The sequence below is a fragment of the Citrobacter sp. S55_ASV_140 genome (assembly GCF_018919505.1).
GTDB classification, from domain to species: Bacteria; Pseudomonadota; Gammaproteobacteria; order Enterobacterales; family Enterobacteriaceae; genus Citrobacter; species Citrobacter werkmanii.
The window spans coordinates 1-18,339 of record NZ_JAHLQZ010000074.1; the positions used below are offsets into that span (position 1 = coordinate 1).

Annotated in this window: 18 protein-coding genes; 3 read left to right on the top strand and 15 right to left on the bottom strand. The window is 53.6% G+C overall.

Annotated features, from left to right (window positions below; translation table 11 throughout):
* Positions 1 to 178 (bottom strand): histidine phosphatase family protein (locus KQJ18_RS12875; RefSeq protein ID WP_216422080.1); only part of this gene is annotated, 178 nt, incomplete at its 3' end.
* Between the two features lie 96 nt (positions 179 to 274).
* On the opposite strand from KQJ18_RS12875, the gene cobD reads away from it, so the two are divergent.
* Positions 275 to 1,369, top strand: a complete 1,095-nt coding sequence (cobD, locus tag KQJ18_RS12880) for a threonine-phosphate decarboxylase CobD (RefSeq protein WP_216422078.1) — start codon at positions 275 to 277, stop codon at positions 1,367 to 1,369.
* On the opposite strand, the gene nadD is transcribed toward cobD, so the two are convergent.
* From nadD to leuS, 4 genes are read right to left on the bottom strand one after another with little or no spacing between them, the layout of a single operon-like run.
* Positions 1,344 to 1,985 carry a nicotinate-nucleotide adenylyltransferase gene (nadD, locus tag KQJ18_RS12885; RefSeq protein ID WP_087857163.1) on the bottom strand — a complete coding sequence of 214 codons (642 nt, stop codon included), beginning with the start codon at positions 1,983 to 1,985 and terminating at the stop codon, positions 1,344 to 1,346. The two genes, cobD and nadD, sit on opposite strands and share 26 nt — an antisense overlap.
* 1 nt (position 1,986) lies before the next feature.
* Entirely contained in the window at positions 1,987 to 3,018 is a 1,032-nt protein-coding gene (gene holA, locus KQJ18_RS12890; protein WP_038638754.1) for a DNA polymerase III subunit delta, read from the bottom strand.
* On the bottom strand, positions 3,018 to 3,611 hold the full coding sequence (gene lptE, locus KQJ18_RS12895; RefSeq protein WP_038638758.1) for an LPS assembly lipoprotein LptE: 594 nt from the start codon (positions 3,609 to 3,611) through the stop codon (positions 3,018 to 3,020). Before lptE ends, holA begins: the two co-directional genes overlap by 1 nt.
* 14 nt (positions 3,612 to 3,625) lie before the next feature.
* A complete protein-coding gene (gene leuS, locus KQJ18_RS12900; RefSeq protein ID WP_110498575.1) occupies positions 3,626 to 6,208 on the bottom strand; it encodes a leucine--tRNA ligase in 2,583 nt (860 codons plus the stop codon).
* Positions 6,209 to 6,443: 235 nt separating this feature from the next.
* Here leuS and KQJ18_RS12905 point away from each other — a divergent pair, with 235 nt between their 5' ends.
* Positions 6,444 to 6,926, top strand: a complete 483-nt coding sequence (locus tag KQJ18_RS12905) for a zinc ribbon-containing protein (protein ID WP_006685521.1) — start codon at positions 6,444 to 6,446, stop codon at positions 6,924 to 6,926.
* A 96-nt stretch (positions 6,927 to 7,022) separates the two neighbouring features.
* Here KQJ18_RS12905 and rihA read toward each other — a convergent pair whose 3' ends face one another.
* The 10 genes from rihA to miaB form a co-directional block, all read right to left on the bottom strand.
* A complete protein-coding gene (gene rihA, locus KQJ18_RS12910) occupies positions 7,023 to 7,958 on the bottom strand; it encodes a pyrimidine-specific ribonucleoside hydrolase RihA (RefSeq protein ID WP_160955896.1) in 936 nt (311 codons plus the stop codon).
* A gap of 116 nt (positions 7,959 to 8,074) precedes the next feature.
* Positions 8,075 to 8,800 carry a glutamate/aspartate ABC transporter ATP-binding protein GltL gene (gltL, locus tag KQJ18_RS12915; protein ID WP_000631392.1) on the bottom strand — a complete coding sequence of 242 codons (726 nt, stop codon included), beginning with the start codon at positions 8,798 to 8,800 and terminating at the stop codon, positions 8,075 to 8,077.
* Positions 8,800 to 9,474 (bottom strand): glutamate/aspartate ABC transporter permease GltK, encoded by a 675-nt coding sequence (gltK, locus tag KQJ18_RS12920; protein ID WP_038638772.1) that lies wholly within the window; start codon positions 9,472 to 9,474, stop codon positions 8,800 to 8,802. The genes gltL and gltK overlap by 1 nt, the downstream gene beginning before the upstream one ends.
* Positions 9,474 to 10,214, bottom strand: coding sequence for a glutamate/aspartate ABC transporter permease GltJ (gene gltJ / locus KQJ18_RS12925; RefSeq protein WP_038638776.1), 741 nt, complete (start codon positions 10,212 to 10,214; stop codon positions 9,474 to 9,476). Before gltJ ends, gltK begins: the two co-directional genes overlap by 1 nt.
* 159 nt (positions 10,215 to 10,373) lie before the next feature.
* Positions 10,374 to 11,282, bottom strand: coding sequence for a glutamate/aspartate ABC transporter substrate-binding protein GltI (gene gltI, locus KQJ18_RS12930; RefSeq protein ID WP_159121147.1), 909 nt, complete (start codon positions 11,280 to 11,282; stop codon positions 10,374 to 10,376).
* Positions 11,283 to 11,639: 357 nt separating this feature from the next.
* Positions 11,640 to 13,178 (bottom strand): apolipoprotein N-acyltransferase, encoded by a 1,539-nt coding sequence (lnt, locus tag KQJ18_RS12935; protein WP_038638779.1) that lies wholly within the window; start codon positions 13,176 to 13,178, stop codon positions 11,640 to 11,642.
* Between the two features lie 24 nt (positions 13,179 to 13,202).
* Positions 13,203 to 14,081, bottom strand: a complete 879-nt coding sequence (corC, locus tag KQJ18_RS12940; protein ID WP_038638785.1) for a CNNM family magnesium/cobalt transport protein CorC — start codon at positions 14,079 to 14,081, stop codon at positions 13,203 to 13,205.
* Positions 14,082 to 14,177: 96 nt separating this feature from the next.
* Positions 14,178 to 14,645: an rRNA maturation RNase YbeY gene (gene ybeY, locus KQJ18_RS12945; RefSeq protein ID WP_003835559.1), complete on the bottom strand. Its 468-nt coding sequence runs from the start codon at positions 14,643 to 14,645 to the stop codon at positions 14,178 to 14,180.
* Positions 14,642 to 15,688, bottom strand: a complete 1,047-nt coding sequence (locus KQJ18_RS12950; RefSeq protein WP_204524957.1) for a PhoH family protein — start codon at positions 15,686 to 15,688, stop codon at positions 14,642 to 14,644. The genes ybeY and KQJ18_RS12950 overlap by 4 nt, the downstream gene beginning before the upstream one ends.
* A 153-nt stretch (positions 15,689 to 15,841) precedes the next feature.
* Positions 15,842 to 17,272 (bottom strand): tRNA (N6-isopentenyl adenosine(37)-C2)-methylthiotransferase MiaB, encoded by a 1,431-nt coding sequence (gene miaB, locus KQJ18_RS12955; RefSeq protein ID WP_038643077.1) that lies wholly within the window; start codon positions 17,270 to 17,272, stop codon positions 15,842 to 15,844.
* 147 nt (positions 17,273 to 17,419) lie between these two features.
* On the opposite strand from miaB, the gene KQJ18_RS12960 reads away from it, so the two are divergent.
* Positions 17,420 to 18,339, top strand: a 920-nt coding sequence (locus tag KQJ18_RS12960) for an FAD-dependent monooxygenase (protein ID WP_216422079.1), incomplete at its 3' end; no start/stop codon positions are given.

An 18,339-nucleotide genomic window follows, 5' to 3' on the forward strand; every position in this document is an offset into this window, starting at 1 on the left:
GGCGGGCGCGTTCGAGTTCGCTGCAAAGAACATTGTCGACAGGAAGATTGCGTAACAGCTTGCCCACTGTTTGCGCCTGTGCGATCCCTCGCTCCGTTAGCGAGGTGGGGGCGTGGCCGCTGTATAATCCGGCGACATTGGCGTCGGTTTCGCCATGCCGTACTAACCAGAGTCTCATGTTTTCCTCGTGAAGCTATTCGCACAAAATATGATGTTTGCCCTGATTGCGCAGAGTTTTTTCACTAAAATACCCTTTTTTACGTGGAGCGGCACGATGTCTTTATTGAAGAGCGCGCATGGTGGTAATACCCGAGAAGCCGCCGAATTGTTGGGTATCTCGCCTGAACAATTGCTGGATTTTAGCGCGAATATTAACCCGTTGGGTATGCCGGCAAGTTTAAAACGCGCGATTATCGACAATCTGGACTGCGCGGAGCGTTACCCGGATGTCGATTACGCTCAACTGCATGCGGCGTTGGCGGATCATCATCAGATCCCGGCCTCGTGGATCCTGGCCGGAAACGGTGAGACCGAGTCTATTTTTACCCTGGTGCATGGCCTTAAGCCACGTCATGCGATGATCGTTACGCCCGGATTTGCGGAATATCGTCGGGCGTTGCAATGGGGGGAGTGTGCGATTCATGAATTTGCGCTGCGTGAACAGGATGGCTGGCAGCTTACCGAGGCGATTCTTGATGCGTTAACCTCTGAGCTGGACTGCCTGTTTCTCTGTACGCCTAACAATCCTACCGGTTTACTGCCAGATAACCTCCTGCTACGTGCGATCGCCACCCGTTGTGAGCGGCTTGGGATCAATCTGATCCTTGATGAAGCGTTTATTGATTTTATTGCCGGTGAGCCGGGATTTATCCCGCTGCTGCACGGGAATCCACATATTTGGGTGCTGCGCTCGTTGACTAAATTCTATGCGATACCGGGATTGCGTCTGGGGTATCTGGTCAACAGTAACCAGCACGCCGTTGCACGGATGCGTAGCCAACAAATGCCGTGGTCAATTAATGCGTTTGCTGCCCTTGCAGGCGAGATTATTTTACGCGATAGCGCCTATCAGCAGGCGACGCGGAAATGGCTGGAGCAAGAGGGCGCGCGGTTTGATCAACAGTTGCAAGAACTGTCCGGCCTGACGGTGTATCCCGGCCGGGCAAATTATCGTTTATTACGCTGCGATCGGGCGGATGTTGATCTGCAACGCGCCATGCTCGAACAACATGTTTTGATCCGCAGTTGCGCTAACTATCCGGGGCTGGATACGCGCTATTATCGCGTAGCCGTTCGCAGCATGGAAGAGAATAACCGACTGCTGGCGGCATTACGCAAGGCGCTTAGCGGTATAACCCTTGTTGATTGATATAGTCAAGCACAGCGCCTGGCAGTAAGTCGTCGCACGGCTCGCCTTTTTCCAGGCGCTCGCGGATCAGCGTGGCGGAGATGTTAAACCACGGCGTTTCGGCCAGGTAAATTTTCCCGCAGGGCAGGTTGTGCAGGTCTTCCGGCGAATGGGTCAGATGATCCTCCAGCCACTGCTGGTGCTTTTCCTGCGCCATCTCGAGTGGGTAGCCCGGGCGTCGGCACACAATAAGATGCGTGTTACCCAAAATCGTGTCGTAGTCATGCCAGGACGGAAAGGTAAGTAGCGAGTCCTGACCAATAATAAACGCTAACGGCACGTCCGGACCTTGTTCTTCACGCCACTCTTGTAGCGTTTGCGCGGTGTAGGAGGCGGTATCGCGTTTGAGTTCGCGTTCATCCAGAGAAAACAGCGGCTTATCAGCAATGGCCAGTTCAACCATGCGCTTACGTTGCTCGCCGGACGCTTCGGGTTGCGCGCGATGTGGCGGCACGTTATTGGGCATGATGATGACCCGGGAAAGGCCAATCAGATTAGCCAGAATTTCAACCGGTTTAAGATGACCATAATGCACCGGATCAAAGGTGCCGCCGAACAGAGCCTGCAATGATTTCATATCAACCATCAATAAAAACATCGGCCAGCGATTTATGGCAGAGCAAAAGGGAAAGTCCCTCAAGTTCCGCCCACACTGACTGACCATAGTCTTGTTTAAGCGTAATTTCCGTACGCGTTAACAGCGTCACGGCCTGACGCAGCTGTGCCGGATTTAGCCGGTTAAGCGCGTCTCCCATCATGCCACGGCGATTTTGCCACACACGATGTTTATCAAACAACGTGCGTAAGGGCGTATGGGCCGACTGCCGTTTCAGGTTGACCAGCAACAGCAATTCGCGCTGTATCGTACGCAGTAAAATAACCGGCTCGCTGCCCTCAAGGCGTAACTGTTGCAGGATGTGCAACGCGCGCTTGCTTTTGCCCATCAGCAGCGCATCCACCCAGTGGAATGGGGTAAAGTGCGCGGCATCGTTAACGGCTTTCTCTACGCGAGGTAGCGTGAGTTTGCCATCAGGCCATAGCAACGCTAACCGCTCAAGTGCTTGCGCCAGTGCTAACAGGTTACCTTCATAGCAATAGCATAATAGCTGATTGGCTGCGTCATCCAGTTGCAGGTTGTTAAGTTTCGCTCTCGCGGCAACCCAGCGTGGGAGCTGTGCTTGTTCCGGCGTCTGGCAGCTAACCTGAACCGCGTTATTCGCCAGCCCGGTATACCATGCGCCGTTTTCCTGCGCCTTAGTCAGTTTGTTGCCGCGAACAATCAGCAGCAGATCGTCATGAAGCAAAGTAACGAGCGAAGCGAGTTGTTCGTTAATGGCGGCATTGGGGCCATTTTCAGGCAACTGCAGGAGTAGCGTTTGACGGCTGGCAAACAGGCTCATCGCCTGGCAGAGTGAAAATATTTCTCCCCAGTCGGTGCTGGTGTCCAGAGTAAAAGCGTGGTGTTCTTCGAATCCTTGCGTTGCGGCAGCCAGACGGATGGCATCCTGGCTTTCCTGCAATAAAAGGGGATCGTTGCCCAGTAGTAAATACGCCGCGCGCAGCCCTTCATTGAGCTGTGCGCGGAGTTGTTCAGGGTACAGCTTGAGCATCAGTTACCCAGCGTGGTGGAAACACGCGCCGGAGATGACGCAGGCGCTGCAGGTTTCGTCGCTGCTGGCTCAGCATCCACACTGGATGACTGAGTATCGGCCAAATGTACACTTGGCAGCTTACGAATCAACTGTTCTGCCGCTTTGTCGTACATCTCTTTGATGATCATGTCCTGCTCGTTATCCTTCGCCAGTGCAGCCTGTGGGTTGTCAAAGAACGAACGATAAACTTTGGCGCTGATGGGGTAAATATCATGTCCCGGAATCAGTACAGTAGCGCTTACGGACATCACCATCTGGTATTCAGCCGTTTGACCATTCTGGAATACCGACGCCGTATCCTGCGAAATGCTGACCGCGCCAAGGCGTAAGGACGTCACATCTTTGCGCATGGTACCGTCTTCAAGCAGCGTAACGCCGTTCAGACGCAGCTGATTACGCACAGCGCGGCTTAATGGACCATTCGGATCGCCAGAGTTCAGGATCATGGTTTTCATTGAGGGTGGAACCTGCGTAGTACTACGCAGATGCCAACCACACCCGGCGGTGACCAGCACCGCCAGAGATAACAACAATGTTGTCAGAAGTCGCACGCTTCCTCCCGCGCTTAGCCAACGACCAGATTGAGGAGTTTACCCGGTACGTAAATCACTTTACGCACGGTAACGCCATCAAGATATTTTGCCACCAGGTGTTCCTGGCCAGCACGTTCACGAACCTGTTCTTCGGTGGCGTTTACCGGAACGGTGATTTTGCCACGTACTTTACCGTTAACCTGAACGACAACCAGCGTTGAGTCTTCAACCATAGCGCTTTCGTCAGCTACTGGCCACGGTGCGTTATCGATATCACCTTCGCCTTTCAGCGCCTGCCACAGGGTGAAGCAAACGTGTGGGGTGAACGGGTTAAGCATACGCACAACGGCCAGCAACGCTTCCTGCATCAGGGCGCGGTCCTGCTCGTCTTCCTGCGGCGCTTTCGCCAGCTTGTTCATCAGTTCCATAATCGCCGCAATTGCGGTGTTAAAGGTCTGACGACGACCGATATCATCGGTGACTTTAGCGATAGTTTTGTGTACGTCGCGACGCAGCGCTTTTTGATCTTCGCTCAGAGCAGCAACGTTCAGGGCAGCAACATCACCTTTAGAAGTATGCTCGTAAACCAGTTTCCAGACACGTTTCAGGAAGCGGTTAGCCCCTTCAACGCCGGATTCCTGCCACTCCAGGGTCATGTCAGCCGGAGAGGCGAACATCATAAACAGACGCACGGTGTCCGCGCCGTAACGCTCAACCATCACCTGCGGGTCGATGCCGTTGTTTTTGGACTTGGACATCTTGCTCATGCCGGTATACACCAGTTCATGGCCTTCGGCGTCCTTCGCCTTCACGATACGACCTTTTTCGTCGCGTTCAACGATGGCATCAACCGGAGAAACCCAGTTACGCTCGCCGTTAGCGCCGACGTAATAGAACGCATCAGCCAGCACCATGCCCTGACACAGCAGTTGTTTAGCCGGTTCGTCAGAGTTGACCATGCCCGCGTCGCGCATCAGCTTATGGAAGAAGCGGAAGTAGAGCAGGTGCATGATGGCGTGTTCGATACCGCCAATGTAGATATCAACTGGCAGCCAGTAGTTAGCGGCCTCTGGATCCAGCATGCCTTCGTTGTACTGCGGGCAGGTATAACGCGCGTAGTACCAGGAGGACTCCATAAAGGTATCGAAGGTGTCGGTCTCACGCAGCGCAGGCATGCCGTTAATGGTGGTTTTCGCCCACTCAGGATCGGCTTTGATCGGACTGGTGATGCCGTCCATGACCACGTCTTCCGGCAGAATAACCGGCAGTTGATCTTCTGGTGTCGGCAGCACGGTACCGTCTTCCAGCGTCACCATCGGAATCGGCGCGCCCCAGTAACGCTGACGGGAAACGCCCCAGTCGCGCAGACGATAGTTAACTTTACGCTCACCCACGCCTTTTGCGACCAGCTTGTCAGCAATGGCGTTGAAGGCAGCTTCGAAGTCGAGGCCATCGAACTCACCGGAGTTAAACAGCACGCCTTTTTCGGTCAGAGCTTGTTCCGACAGATCCGGCTCTGCGCCTTCGGCGGTCAGAATGACCGGCTTGATGGTCAGGCCATATTTGGTGGCAAATTCGTAGTCGCGCTGATCGTGACCCGGAACGGCCATCACTGCGCCAGTGCCGTATTCCATCAGGACAAAGTTTGCCGCCCAAACCGGGATCTCTTCGCCAGTCAGCGGGTGAACGGCTTTAAAGCCAGTGTCGACGCCTTTCTTCTCCATGGTCGCCATTTCGGCTTCAGCAACCTTGGTGTTGCGGCATTCGTCAATGAAGGCGGCCAGTTCAGGGTTGTTCGCGGCGGCTTTCTGCGCCAGCGGATGACCTGCGGCAACGGCCAGGTAGGTCGCACCCATAAAGGTGTCCGGACGGGTGGTATAGACGGTCAGCGTGTTGTCGTAACCGTTCACGTCGAAGGTGATTTCCACACCTTCAGAACGACCGATCCAGTTGCGCTGCATAGTCTTAACGGTGTCCGGCCAGTGATCCAGGTTATCCAGATCGCGCAGCAGTTCGTCAGCGTAAGCGGTGATTTTAATGAACCACTGCGGGATTTCTTTACGCTCAACTTTGGTATCGCAACGCCAGCAGCAGCCGTCGATAACCTGCTCGTTGGCAAGAACGGTCTGATCGTTCGGGCACCAGTTGACTGCAGAGGTTTTCTTATATACCAGGCCTTTTTTATACAGCTCGGTGAAGAACTTCTGTTCCCAACGGTAGTATTCCGGGGTGCAGGTCGCCAGCTCGCGGCTCCAGTCATAACCAAAGCCCAGCATTTTGAGCTGGTTTTTCATGTAGGCGATGTTGTCGTACGTCCACGGTGCCGGAGCGGTGTTGTTTTTAACCGCAGCGCCTTCCGCAGGCAGACCGAACGCATCCCAGCCAATGGGCTGCAGTACGTTTTTGCCCAGCATTCGCTGGTAGCGGGCGATCACGTCACCGATGGTGTAGTTACGTACGTGGCCCATGTGTAGTCGACCAGAAGGATAGGGAAGCATAGACAGGCAGTAATACTTCTCTTTGCTCTCGTCTTCGGTCACTTCAAATGTGCGCTTCTCATCCCAGTGAAGCTGTACTTTGGATTCTATCTCTTCCGGGCGGTATTGCTCTTGCATGGCAGCCAGTGGTCCTGTTTTCAATACAGCTACAAACGTAGCTCTAGATGTGGTGTTTCAGATCCGCATAGCATAGCCCAAACGCCCGCGCCAAAACAGCCTTTCGCGCATTCAGCGTTGAATTCCCGCAAGGATAATTCTTGCACGAATTTACACACTCTGTGGACAGTCTTGCAAAGCGTAGCGTAAATAACGTCTATTATTATAGACAGTTAACGACCCAGGAGGTGAAGTGATGAACAAGGTTGCTCAATATTACCGTGAACTGGTGGCTTCACTGAGCGAACGCCTGCGTAACGGCGAACGCGATATTGATGCGCTGGTGGAGCAGGCGCGTCAGCGAGTTATGCAGACCGGGGAGTTAACGCGAACCGAGGTGGAAGAGGTCACCCGGGCCGTCAGACGCGACCTGGAAGAGTTTGCGTTGAGTTATGAAGAGAGTCTCGATGAAGAGACTGATAGCGTCTTTATGCGGGTTATCAAAGAGAGCATCTGGCAGGAACTGGCCGATATTACTGATAAAACGCAGCTCGAATGGCGCGAAGTGTTCCAGGATCTTAGCCATCATGGGGTTTATCACAGCGGCGAGGTGGTCGGCCTGGGCAATCTGGTCTGCGAGAAGTGCCACTTCCATTTAGCGGTATACACCCCGGATGTACTGCCGCTGTGCCCGAAATGCGGCCATGACCAGTTTCAGCGTAGACCGTTTGAGCCGTGATCGCTTATTGCCGGATGGCGACGCGAAGCGTCTTATCCGGCCTACAAACTGCACGATTTTGTAGGCCGGATAAGCGTTAGCGCCATCCGGCGTGTATTAGGCGTAAAACTTCAGCCGTTCTGCCAGCAAATCGACAAACCCCTGGCGATCAACGTCCACCATCACGGTTGCGTTAGGTTTATTGCCGCTCAGGAAATAGTAGTCCACCACCGTCATCCCCTGGGTATATTTGCCCTGCGTTTCCACGCCAACCCAACGCTCAACGGTAGTAAACAGTTCAGGTTTCAGCAGCCAGGCAATGGTACACGGGTCGTGCAGCGGCGCGCCGATGAATCCCCATTTTTCGTCTTTATGATATTCAAAGAAAAAGTCGAGTAGTTCAGCCACGATCGTCGAAACAGGGTTGCCGATAGCGCGGAATCGCTCGGTATCTTCACGATGTATTTGCGCTTTATGCGTGACGTCCAGACCTGCCATCACCACAGGGATACCCGACTGGAATACGATCTCAGCGGCTTCAGGATCGACATAGATATTGAATTCCGCCGCGGGCGTCCAGTTCCCGAGGCCCATCGCACCGCCCATAATCACGATACGGGCGATTTTTGCGTGCAGCTCAGGATGGCTGTTCAGAAGCAATGCCACGTTAGTTTGCGGCCCGGTGGAGACAATCGTGACCGGTTCCGGGCTTTCGCGCAGGGTTCTCGCCATCAGTTCCACGGCGGTACAGTCCAGAGGAGCGAAAGCGGGTTCCGGCAATGCCGGACCATCCAGACCACTCTCACCGTGGACGTTATCGGCAATAATCAGATCGCGCATCAGCGGTTTTACGGCTCCGCCGGCTACAGGGATATCCGTACGGTTGAGTAACGTTAACATGCGTAATACGTTACGCAGCGTTTTGTCGGGCGTCTGGTTGCCGGCAGAAGAGGTGATTGCTTTCACATCCAGTTCAGGTGAGGCGAGGGCGAGAACAATTGCGATAGCGTCGTCATGACCTGGATCGCAATCAAACAGGATAGGAAGTGCCATTGTTGCTCCTTGTAAGTGGGACTTTGTGACAAGGTTAACGCTGGGCTGTACCTGTTTCGAGGAGTGAAGAGATAAAGCGTGAGGTGGCGCGCACATAGCGGTGCGCGCCAGCAAGATTAGTGCAGGATTTTCGCGAGGAAGTCTTTGGCGCGGTCCGATTTCGGATTGGCGAAGAACTCTTCTTTCGGTGAGTCTTCAACAATTTTCCCTTCATCCATGAAGATCACCCGGTTCGCCACTTTCCGCGCAAAGCCCATTTCGTGGGTAACCACCATCATGGTCATCCCTTCATTGGCCAGTTCAACCATAACGTCCAGAACTTCGTTGATCATTTCAGGATCAAGCGCCGACGTCGGTTCGTCAAACAGCATAGCGATAGGATCCATGCACAGCGCCCGGGCGATGGCGACACGTTGTTGCTGTCCCCCGGAGAGCTGAGCCGGAAACTTTTCGGCATGGGCCGCCAGACCGACACGCTCCAGCAGCTTCTGCGCTTTTGCGCGGGCAGGCGCTTTATCGCGTTTCAGCACTTTTACCTGCGCCAGCGTCAGGTTTTCAATGATCGACAGATGTGGAAACAGTTCAAAGTGCTGGAACACCATGCCCACACGGGAGCGCAGTTTGGCCAGATCGGTTTTTTTGTCGTTCACCACGGTGCCATCAACCGTGATGACGCCCTGTTGTACCGGCTCCAGACCGTTCACGGTTTTGATAAGCGTGGATTTACCGGAACCTGAAGGACCGCAGACCACGACCACTTCACCTTTTTTCACTTCCGTAGAGCAGTCGGTCAGCACCTGAAAGTGACCATACCATTTAGAAACATTTTTCAGGGTAATCATTAAACTGTCCTTTTCTTCAAATAGCTGACCAACAACGATGCGCTCAGACTGAATACAAAATAAACGGCGCCAGCAAACAGGATCATTTCAACCTGCGTGCCGTCACGCTCGCCAATGGTGGAGGCGGTACGGAAGAAGTCTGCCAGACTTAATACATAGACCAGCGAGGTATCCTGGAAGAGTACGATACCCTGGGTAAGCAGCAGCGGCACCATCGCGCGGAAGGCCTGCGGCAGAATAATGAGCTTCATCGACTGCCAGTGGGTCATCCCCAGCGCCAGCGCGGCGCTGGACTGCCCGCGAGAAATACTCTGGATCCCTGCCCGGATAATCTCTGAGTAGTACGCGGCTTCAAACATTGAAAACGCGACCATCGCCGAGATCAGGCGAATATCGGTCTTTGGCGACAAACCCAATACGTTTTGCAGGAAGCCGGGCACAATCAAGTAGAACCACAGCAGTACCATCACCAGTGGAATGGAACGGAATACGTTGACGTAGCCTTTCGCAAACCAGGCAATCGGCGCGAAGCTGGACAGACGCATGACGGCCAGGATAGTTCCCCATACGATACCAATGACGACCGCCGTGACGGTAATTTTCAGCGTGATCATCAGCCCATCCAGCAGATACGGCAGGGAAGGGACAATAGAACTCCAGTCAAATTCGTACATTATTTGCCTCCCATATTGCCCGGCAGGCGGATCTTGCGTTCGACGAGATTCATCACCAGCATGATGACAGCGTTAATCAGCACGTAGGCCAGAGTAATGGCCGTAAACGATTCCCAGGCGTGGGCGGAGTAATCCAGCAGTTTCCCCGCCTGCGCCGCCATATCGACCAGGCCGATAGTAGAAGCGATCGCGGAGTTCTTCACCAGGTTCATCATCTCTGAGGTCATTGGCGGAACAATCACGCGGTAAGCGTTTGGCAGCAGAACATAACGATAAGCCTGCGGCAACGTCAGCCCCATCGCCAGCGCAGCGTTTTTCTGTCCACGAGGCAGAGACTGAATAGCAGCGCGAACCTGCTCGCAGACGCGCGCGGCGGTAAACAGCCCCAGACAAAGCATGGATGAAAGGAAGAACTGAATATTGGGATCCAGTTCCGACTTGAACCACATACCAATGTTTTCCGGCAACAGTTCAGGAATGACCAGATACCAGGTAAAAAATTGGACAATGAGCGGAACGTTACGAAACAGCTCAACGTACAGCGTGCCGATCCCGGCAAGGAAGCGGTTGGGAACTGTACGTAAAATGCCGAATAAAGAACCGATGAGGAAAGCGATAATCCAGGCCGTAATGGATAACGCGACCGTGACCTGGAAACCACTCCAGAGCCAGCCGAGATAGGTGGTGTTGCCGAACGGGGCTTGTTGTAAAAAAATGCCCCAGTTCCAGTCTATAGACATAAATCTACTCCAGAAAAAAAAGGGTAGCAGCGCTACCCTCGAAGATTGTTATTCAGCGTTTTGCGGTTTTCAGGCCTGATGGGGAACGACCATCAGGCTTATAGTCTGTCCGTGCCGAGTAGCAATCGAGAGGGAGGGGAAGCCTCCCATTTATTTTAGTTAGTTAAGCGCTTTATCATTCGGTTCTTTGAACAGAGCTTTCATCTCATCTGATAGTTCGAAATTCATGTTCAGGTTCTTCGGTGGAATTGGGTTTTTAAACCACTTATCAAACCATTTCTCTGCTTCGCCTGAGGTCTGCGCCTTGGCGATCGTGTCGTCCATCAGTTTTTTGAACTCTGGGTCATCTTTACGCAACATGCAGCCGTAGGCTTCCTGAGACTGCGGCTTGCCGACGATCTCCCAGTTGTCTGGTTTCTTCGCCTTCGCGCGTTCACCAGCCAGCAGGGCATCATCCATCATAAAGGCAACGGCGCGACCGCTTTCCAGAGTACGGAAAGAGTCACCATGGTCTTTCGCGCTGATGATGCGCATGTCCATTTTTTGTTCTTCGTTCAGCTTGTGCAGCAGCACTTCTGAGGTGGTACCCGAAGTCACGACCACGGCTTTGCCTTTCAGGTCAGCGAAATCTTTGACGTCGCCGCCTTTTTTCGCCAGCAGACGGGTGCCGACAACGAAAATGGTGTCAGAGAATGCCGCTTGTTTTTGACGCTCGACGTTGTTGGTGGTGGAACCACATTCAAAGTCGAAGGTACCGTTTTGCAGCAGCGGGATACGGTTCTGTGAGGTAATCGGGATCAGTTTTACCTGCAGGTCAGGCTTGTTGAGTTTTTTCTTCACGGCTTCAACGATGGCGTTGGAGTAATCCTGTGAATAACCGACCACTTTTTGCTGATTATCGTAGTAAGAAAACGGTACCGATGATTCACGGTGACCGACAACGATAACGCCATTTTTGGCGATCTTGTCCAGCGTGCTGCCTGCCGCTGTTGCCGCATCTTCTGCGTGCGCCAGACCGGCGGACATTCCCATGACCAGCATGGCAGTGGCGAGCTTACGTAATTGCATATCCAACTCCTTTATCGTCTGCGCCAGGGACGCATTGATACCCATTGTGATGTTGTTATTGTTTGCTACTTAAACGTGCAGTCTTGTATATGTTTGTTAACATTTAGTTTGGATGAATGTAAAGAATTTGCTGTGTTATTGTTTATTTTTGCGAAGTGCGCCGCACCATTTGGGGGCAAAAATATCTTGTTGCACGTTTCAGGTGCTACCAAAGATCAACTTTGGTGCGACCAGGTTGCACATTCAGCCAAAACTGCGTTTGCCTTGTATAACAAAGCAATAGACGTGCCAGAATGGGCAAGGTAGGGAGTTTGTCGGCCGGATAAACACATCGTTATCCGGCCCGGGGAAGGAAGGTTATTTACGACGCTGGCGCAGGCTCATTACCAGCGCGCCAAAGCCAAACAGTGCGGTAAGCAGCCATAGCGGCCAGTTACCGGTACGGGCATACGGGGTTAAGCCCGTGGTTGGCGTTACGCTGGTGGTCAGAACCTGGCGGGTAAACTGCGGGATCATCGCCTGAATCTCACCCTGTGGACCAATCACCGCCGTAATACCGTTGTTGGTGCTACGCAGCAGCGGGCGCGCCAGTTCCAGGGAACGCATACGCGCCATCTGGAAGTGCTGCCATGGGCCGATAGACTTACCAAACCACGCATCGTTAGAGATGGTGAGCAGGTAGTCCGTATCCGGGCGGAAGTTATCACGAACCTGTTCGCCAAGAATGATTTCGTAGCAGATAGCTGCGGTCAGCTTAAAGCCGTGCGCATGCAACTGTGGCTGCACATACGGCCCGCGGCTGAACGACGACATAGGCAGGTCAAAGAACGGCGCTAATGGGCGCAGGATCGATTCCAGCGGGACAAACTCGCCAAACGGTACCAGATGGTTTTTATTGTAGCGGTTGCTGGAGTCGTAGCTGTACGGGCTGTCTTTACCCAACGTGATGATGGTGTTGTAGGTGTCGTAACGGTTCTGCTTGTTCAGCCGCGCGTCTACGATACCGGTAATCAACGTGCTGTTTTTCGATTTCAGCAGATCATCCATCATGCTCAAAAAACGCTGCTGGTTAATTTCCAGGTCCGGGATAGCGGACTCCGGCCAGATGATCAGCTGTGATTTACCCATTTCGGGCTGGGTGGCGTCGAGATAAATTTTCAGCGTGTTAAGTAGCTGACCCTCATCCCACTTCAGTGACTGCGGAATGTCACCCTGTACCATCGAAACCTGAGTTGTTTTTTCCGGCTCAAGCGTATACCACTGGATATAGCGCAGCGGGAAGGGCAGAGCGAAAAGCACCACGCCAGCAATCAGCGGTTTCCAGTTGCGCGTCACCAGCGCCAGCGCCAGCAGGCCGCTGACCATCATCAGCAGGAAGTTAATCGCTTCAACGCCCATCACCGGCGCCAGCCCTTTTAACGGGCCATCAATCTGGCTATAACCAAACTGCAGCCACGGAAAGCCGGTCAGGACCCAGCCGCGCAGGAACTCGGTTATCTGCCAGACAACCGGCGCGGCAATGGCGACGCGTAGCCAGGTTGTTTTCGGCCACAGGCGTGACAACACGCCAGCAAACAGACCGGTATAGAGTGAAAGGTAGGCGGCAAGCAGTACCACAAGGAAAACGTTAACCGGACCTGGCATACCGCCAAACTGCGCGATGCTGACGTAGACCCAGTTAATGCCGGAGCCAAACAATCCCAGGCCCCAGAAGTAGCCGATAGCGGCTGACTGAAGTGGACGGCGGTTGAGGGTGAGAGCCTGCAGGCCCATCAGCGATACGATCGCCGCAGGCCAGATGTCATACGGAGAGAAAGCCAGCGTCCCGCAGGCACCGAATAATAACGCCAGCAGCAGGCGAATGCGCTGGCGTTCAATTAGTGAGGCAAATGCCATGTAGTCTTAGATCCAGTTTCGGGTTTATTCGTCCAGTTTGGGCTGGGGTGAGTCGTCCGGAATTCTGACATGAACCTGAATAATACGACGGCTGTCGGCCATTGCCACTTTGAACTGGTAACCATCAATGTCGATAGTCTCCCCACGAGCGGGAAGATGACCAAAGGCCTGCATAACCAGACCGCCAATGGTATCGACTTCTTCGTCGCTAAAGTGGGTGCCAAAGGCTTCGTTGAAGTCCTCAATTGGCGCCAGCGCGCGAATGGTCCAGGTGTGGCGACTGAGCTGACGGAAATCAATATCGTCTTCTTCGTCGTACTCATCTTCGATTTCACCAACGATCAGTTCAAGGATGTCCTCAATGGTCACCAGACCAGAGACACCGCCGAACTCGTCGATGACGATAGCCATATGATAACGCTGGGAGCGGAACTCTTTCAGCATGCGGTCAACACGCTTGCTTTCCGGTACGACAACCGCCTGGCGTAACACTTTCTCCATGCTGAAGGCTTCGGCATCGCTGCGCATAAACGGCAGCAGATCTTTGGCCATCAGAATCCCTTCAATGTGATCTTTGTCTTCGCTGATCACCGGGAAACGCGAGTGGGCTGACTCGATAATGACATCGAGGCATTCATCCAGGGTCTGGTTGCGTTTCAGGGTAATCATTTGAGAGCGGGGGATCATGATGTCGCGAACGCGCTGGTCCGCAATGTCCATCACCCCTTCGAGCATATCTCGCGTATCTTCATCGATAAGGTCGTTCTGCCCGGAATCACGGATCAGCTCCAACAGTTCGTCGCGGTTTTTGGGTTCACCGTGGAAAAGTTGGCTCAGTAACAGGGAAAAAAATCCCTTTTTGCTGGTTAACGTGTCACTACTGTGTGAATTGTCGTCGCTCATGGCGTCGTATGGGTTCTCATGTTAGTTAATAGGTCGCTCAATGCGCGTAAACTCAGCGCATGGCTTCATGGGAAGCCCGGGCAGATGCCCGACGGCTTATTCCTTCTCGGCAATGTACGGATCCTCATAGCCCAGAGCAAGCATAATCTCTGTTTCAAGGGATTCCATTTCTTCCGCTTCATCATCTTCGATATGGTCGTAGCCGAGTAAATGCAGGCTACCGTGCACCACCATGTGCGCCCAGTGGGCCTCAAGCGGTTTACCTTGCTCCTGCGCTTCTTTCTCAACCACCTGGCGGCAGATGATCAGATCGCCCAGCAGTGGCATCTCAATGCCCGGCGGGGCTTCAAACGGGAAAGAGAGCACGTTGGTTGATTTATCTTTCCCGCGATAGGTCAGGTTCAGCTCGTGGCTTTCCGCGTCATCAACCAGGCGAATCGTCACTTCAGACTCTTCCTGAAACTGCGGGATTACCGCATCCAGCCAGCCCTGAAACTGACTTTCTGTGGGTAAACCAGATTCGTCTTCACATGCCAGCTGTAAATCGAGAATAACCTGACTCATTTTTGCTCCTGCTCCTGAGCTTCGCGCTTGCGTTCCGCTGCCAGCTCGGCTTTTCGTTTCTGTTCTGCTTCTTCCCAGGCTTCATACGCCGTGACGATACGGGCGACTACCGGGTGGCGAACCACGTCTTCGCTATGGAAGAAATTAAAACTAATCTCATCGACTTCGGCCAGTACCTCAATGGCATGACGCAGACCGGACTTAGTGCTACGCGGCAGGTCAATCTGAGTGATATCGCCGGTGATGACCGCTTTGGAGTTAAAGCCGATACGGGTCAGGAACATTTTCATCTGTTCGATGGTGGTGTTCTGGCTCTCATCAAGAATGATGAACGCATCGTTTAAGGTACGACCGCGCATATAGGCCAACGGCGCCACCTCAATGACGTTACGCTCGATCAGCTTTTCGACCTTCTCAAAACCGAGCATTTCGAACAGCGCGTCATACAGCGGACGTAAATAGGGATCGACTTTCTGACTCAGATCGCCTGGCAGGAAGCCCAGTTTTTCGCCGGCTTCCACTGCCGGACGGGTCAGCAGAATTCGACGGATCTCCTGGCGCTCAAGCGCATCGACCGCAGCGGCAACTGCAAGATACGTTTTACCCGTACCCGCAGGGCCAACGCCGAAGGTGATGTCGTGATCGAGGATGTTAGCGATGTACTGCGCCTGGTTCGGCGTACGCGGTTTAATCACTCCGCGCTTGGTTTTGATATTCACCGCTTTGCCAAATTCCGGCACGCTGTCCGCGCTTTGCTCAAGCACACGCGCTTCTTTAATCGCCAGATGAATTTGCTCAGGTTCAATGTCCTGCGTCTGACCGCGCATTGGGGCGGTATTGACATACAGGCTGCGTAAAATATCAGCCGCAGCGGTGACGCAAATTGGGCGACCGGTCAGCTTAAAGTGGTTATCCCGACGGTTAATTTCGATGCCGAGGCGACGTTCAAGCTGTTTGATGTTGTCATCAAATGGACCGCAAAGGCTCAACAGACGGGCGTTGTCTGCGGGTTCAAGGGTGATTTCGCGAGTGTCTATGTTCAAACTGTTCCTCTTTAGCATGTCTCGCCGGACGCTGAACATTTACCGGCATCTAAGGAAATTATTCACGCCATAGAGAAAAGGCGCAAGCATTGCAATAAATATGGGGATTGCGGGAGGAAATACAAGGCCCGCCAGAGCTGACGGGCCAGAAGATTAAGGCTGGTAAATACCGACGCCCAGATCGTTTTCTTTGCGAGTACGCGCAATGACCGACTCAGGGGATTCTGCGATGCGCAGGCCCATTTCGTCTTCGGTGCGCACCACTTTACCGCGCAGGGAGTTCGTCCAGACATCGGTAATTTCAACATCCACAAACTTACCGACCATTTCCGGGGTGCCTTCAAAGTTCACCACGCGGTTGTTTTCGGTACGCCCTGACAACTCCATGATGCTCTTACGTGATGTGCCTTCAACCAGAATACGCTGGGTTGTGCCGACCATACGGCGGCTCCAGGCCATGGCCTGCTGGTTAATACGCTCCTGCAGGATATACAGACGCTGTTTTTTCTCTTCTTCCGGTACGTCGTCAACCATATCGGCAGCCGGGGTGCCAGGACGCGCAGAGAAGATAAAGCTGTAGCTCATGTCAAAATTCACGTCAGCAATCAACTTCATGGTCTGCTCGAAATCCTGTGTGGTTTCGCCAGGGAAGCCAACGATGAAATCCGAGCTAATCTGAATGTCCGGACGCGCCGCGCGCAGTTTGCGAATGATCGCTTTATATTCCAGCGCGGTATGGGTGCGTCCCATCAGATTCAGTACGCGATCTGAACCGCTCTGTACCGGCAGGTGCAGGAAACTCACCAGCTCCGGCGTATCGCGATAAACTTCAACGATATCATCGGTGAATTCGATCGGATGGCTGGTGGTGAAGCGGATACGGTCAATGCCGTCGATCGCCGCAACCAGGCGCAGCAGGTCAGCAAAAGATCCTGTCGTGCCATCATAGTTCTCACCGCGCCAGGCGTTCACGTTTTGCCCCAGCAGGTTCACTTCACGCACGCCTTGCGCCGCAAGCTGAGCGATTTCGAACAGGATGTCATCCGCCGGGCGGCTGACTTCTTCACCGCGGGTGTAGGGCACCACGCAATAGGTACAATATTTATTACAGCCTTCCATGATGGACACAAACGCGCTTGGACCTTCAGCACGCGGTTCCGGCAGGCGGTCAAACTTTTCGATCTCCGGGAAACTGATATCAACTACCGGGCTACGGCTAGTGCTTCCACGTACTTTGTTGATCATTTCCGGCAGGCGATGCAGAGTCTGCGGCCCAAAAATAATATCGACGTAGTGGGCGCGCTGGCGAATATGATCGCCTTCCTGAGATGCGACACAGCCACCGACACCGATGATGAGATTGGGATTTTTCTCTTTTAACAGCTTCCAGCGGCCCAACTGATGGAAAACTTTTTCCTGAGCCTTCTCACGGATTGAGCAGGTATTCAGCAGCAGCACATCCGCTTCTTCCGCCACGTCGGTCAGTTGATACCCATGAGTGGCATCCAGCAGATCGGCCATCTTCGATGAATCGTATTCGTTCATCTGACAGCCCCAGGTTTTAATATGGAGTTTTTTGGTCATCGACTTGCTCTTGCGAAATTGTGGCTGAAATGCAGGGCGCATAGTGTACTGCTTTGGCGCGGTTGTGACCAGTATGACGGATGTCAGCCTCAAGGGGTAAAAAATCCTGTAAACTTACACAATACATGTAACAGGATGATTGACCACATGACAAATCAACCAACGGAAATTGCCATTGTCGGCGGGGGGATGGTCGGCGGCGCGCTGGCGCTTGGACTGGCGCAGCATGGATTTACGGTAACGGTCATTGAACATGCCGTTCCCGCGCCGTTTGTGGCTGATGGACAGCCCGATGTCAGAATTTCCGCCATTAGCTCCGCCTCGGTGTCGTTGCTGAAAGGGCTGGGGGTCTGGGATACGGTTCAGGGTATGCGCAGTCATCCTTACCGTCGTCTGGAAACGTGGGAATGGGAAAATGCCCATGTAATGTTTGATGCCGCCGAGCTTAAGTTACCTTTGCTGGGTTATATGGTGGAAAACACGGTTCTGCAACAGGCACTCTGGCAGGCGCTGGAAGCCCACCCGAAAGTCACGCTGCGCGTACCGGCGTCATTGATCTCTCTGCATCAGCATGATGATCGTCACGAGCTTGAACTGGCTGGCGGTGAGAAAATCAGCGCGAAGCTGGTGATCGGCGCGGACGGTGCAAATTCTCAGGTGCGGAAAATGGCCGGGATTGGTATTCATGCCTGGCAGTACGCGCAGTCCTGCATGTTAATCACCGTACAATGCGAGAACGCACCTGGCGACAGCACCTGGCAACAATTCACGCCTGACGGACCGCGCGCATTTTTACCGCTGTTTGATAACTGGGCCTCTCTGGTGTGGTATGACTCACCGGCGCGTATCCGCCAACTGCAGGGTTTGAGCATGTCGCAACTGCAGGTGGAGATCGCCAAACACTTCCCGTCGCGACTCGGCAACGTTACGCCTGTGGCGGCGGGGGCATTCCCGCTTACGCGTCGTCACGCGCTACAATATGTCCAGCCAGGTCTGGCGTTGGTGGGCGATGCCGCGCATACCATTCATCCGCTGGCGGGGCAGGGCGTTAATCTGGGGTTCCGTGA